This window comes from Bradyrhizobium sp. P5_C11_2 (assembly GCF_054049755.1).
This window is the reverse complement of sequence record NZ_JBFULT010000858.1, coordinates 1-2135: the sequence shown is the minus strand read 5'-3', so window position 1 is coordinate 2135 and position 2135 is coordinate 1. Positions and strand designations below refer to the sequence as shown.

At 66.1% G+C, this 2135-nt stretch carries 3 protein-coding genes and 1 pseudogene; 1 reads left to right on the top strand and 3 read right to left on the bottom strand.

Features of this window, described 5'->3' with window-relative positions; translation table 11 throughout:
* Positions 1 to 185 (top strand): annotated as a pseudogene (locus ACXJL8_RS39505) (hypothetical protein); the annotation flags it as partial.
* A gap of 119 nt (positions 186 to 304) precedes the next feature.
* On the opposite strand, the gene ACXJL8_RS39500 reads toward ACXJL8_RS39505, so the two are convergent.
* The 3 genes from ACXJL8_RS39500 to ACXJL8_RS39490 all read right to left on the bottom strand — a co-directional run.
* Positions 305 to 805, bottom strand: coding sequence for an MgtC/SapB family protein (locus tag ACXJL8_RS39500; RefSeq protein WP_456686860.1), 501 nt, complete (start codon positions 803 to 805; stop codon positions 305 to 307).
* 23 nt (positions 806 to 828) lie between these two features.
* Positions 829 to 1410 carry a peroxidase-related enzyme gene (locus tag ACXJL8_RS39495; RefSeq protein ID WP_456623010.1) on the bottom strand — a complete coding sequence of 194 codons (582 nt, stop codon included), beginning with the start codon at positions 1408 to 1410 and terminating at the stop codon, positions 829 to 831.
* 207 nt (positions 1411 to 1617) lie between these two features.
* Positions 1618 to 2135, bottom strand: a 518-nt coding sequence (locus ACXJL8_RS39490; protein WP_456686859.1) for an ATP-binding protein, incomplete at its 5' end; no start/stop codon positions are given.

Here is a 2135-nt window from a genome sequence, read left to right as displayed (position 1 = left end):
GACCTGGAGACATGACGATGAGCCTGATCCTTCGCATTCTGTTTGTCATCGCCGGAGCCGTCACCGCGCTGTTCGTCGCGCGGGACGCCCTGAACTTCACGATCATCCAGACCTTCGTCGCCATCCTGCTCGTGACCGCCGCCGTCGGTGTCGGAAGTCTCTGGAGCCTGCGGCGGAAGACGTGAGCGCCCCGGAGAGCATGAGGCCGGCCGGGCTGAGCGAAGCCGGTCACGCTTGGCGCCGGCCTGCTGGTGCTGACCGTGCTCGAATTGCTGAAGCCGGTTTGGGGGCAGCGGCTTCGGTTCTAGCGACGATCGTTCAAATTTTCCCGCGGCATCTCCGATTCGCGCGGTTCCTGCTTGCCGCCAAGCATCCGATGCAGCCGGCGCTCGATGCGGCGGCCGACCGTGAGCAGGACGAAGGCCAGCGCCACCRCGACGGCGACGATCTTCCATTGTCCAACGCCGCAGGCGATGCCGAGGCAGGCGGCGAGGAAGGTGCAGGCGGCGCTGGTCAGGCCGCGCACCCGAAATCGGTCGCTCTCGTGCACGATGACGCCGGCGCCGAGAAAGCCGATGCCGGTGAGGATGCCCTGGATGACACGGCTTGCGGCATCGGTGATCTTGCCCGGCTCGGCGAACTGCACCGCCAGCAGCACGACGGTGGCGGTGGAGAGGCCGACGATGCCGAGCGTCTTCAGTCCGATCGGCTTGCCGTGCAGGTCGCGGTCGAGCCCGATCGCACCGCCGGCGAACGTCGCAACGCCGAGGCGCAGCAGGATTTCGGGCCAGTCGAGCTCGGTCATTGCTCGTCGATCACTGCTTGTCGTTATGTCTTGGGCAGGCGTCCCATCAGGTAAAACTCGTCGTTCGGACGCATGCCGGTGAAATTCGCGAGCCGGTTCGACAGCGCGAAGAAGGCCGAGATCGCGGCGATGTCCCAGATGTCGTCGTCGCTGAAGCCGTGCGGGGCAAGCGCCGCGAAATCGTCCTCCGCGATGCGCTGCGCATCCGCCGAGACCTTCATCGCGAAATCGAGCATCGCCTTCTGCCGCGGCGTGATGTCGGCCTTGCGGTAGTTCACCGCGACCTGGTCGGCAATCAGCGGGTTCTTGGCGCGGATCCGCAGGATCGCGCCGTGCGCGATCACGCAATACTGGCACTGGTTGGCCGCCGAGGTTGCTACCACGATCATCTCGCGCTCGGCCTTGGTGAGCCCGCCGTCCTTCTCCATCAGCGCGTCGTGATAGGCGAAGAACGCGCGGAACTCGTCGGGACGGTAGGCCAGCGTCAGGAACACGTTCGGCACGAAACCGCTCTTCTCCTGCACGGCGAGGAGCCGGGTGCGGATGTCGTCTGGCAGCGTGTCGATGGCGGGTGCGGGGAAGCGTTGCGCGGCGGTTTTTGTCATGAGCATGGATTCCGGCTTGGGGCCGGCAACCATAGTCGATGCGGGCGGCGGGCTCAACGCGCCACACGCTCAGTGTCATCGCCCGATTTAATCGGGCGATCCTGTATTCCAGAGACGGTTGTGGTTCAATCGAGAAGCCGCGGCATACTGGATGCCCCGGTCAAGCCGGGGCATGACAGCGGAATTTGCGGAAGCGGTGTCCGTTCCTTACCGCAGCGGCTTCTTCAGCAGCGAGAAGCGGTCGGGATCGAGGCCCATCGAGGGTTGCAGCATCGGCGCTTCGGCGCTCGCGAGCGTCTTGCTGGGCGGTGCCGCGAACACCGGATCATTCGGCACGTCGCGCTGCGAGGTGGCGCCGCGCCAGCGCTCGAGCACGGCGCCGACGAAATGCATGTCATGGCCGGAGGTGACGGAGGGCACGCTGCTGATGGTGGCTTCGCCGCGCGGCAATTGGTGCGGCGGCACCTCCTTGAAGCGCAGCCGGGTCGGCAGCGCGACGCCTTCGCCGAACGCCAGCACCTCGCGGGTGCCAAGCGAGGGCACGAAGGACAAGAGGTTCGCAGCCGCGTCCGACACCGCGGCGCGCAGCAGCGCCTGGTCGCGGTCGTTGGCAAGACGCATCGTGAACAGCGTGTTGCACTGGGAGATGATGGTGGCGTCGAGCTCGGCCGGACGCTGGGTGATGAGCCCGAGATAAACGCCGTATTTGCGGCCTTCCTTGGCGA

Bases quoted from the DNA above. Each gene is read 5' to 3' on its own strand.
- ACXJL8_RS39495 (WP_456623010.1), bottom strand. From the start codon at position 1,410: ATGACAAAAACCGCCGCGCAACGCTTCCCCGCACCCGCCATCGACACG.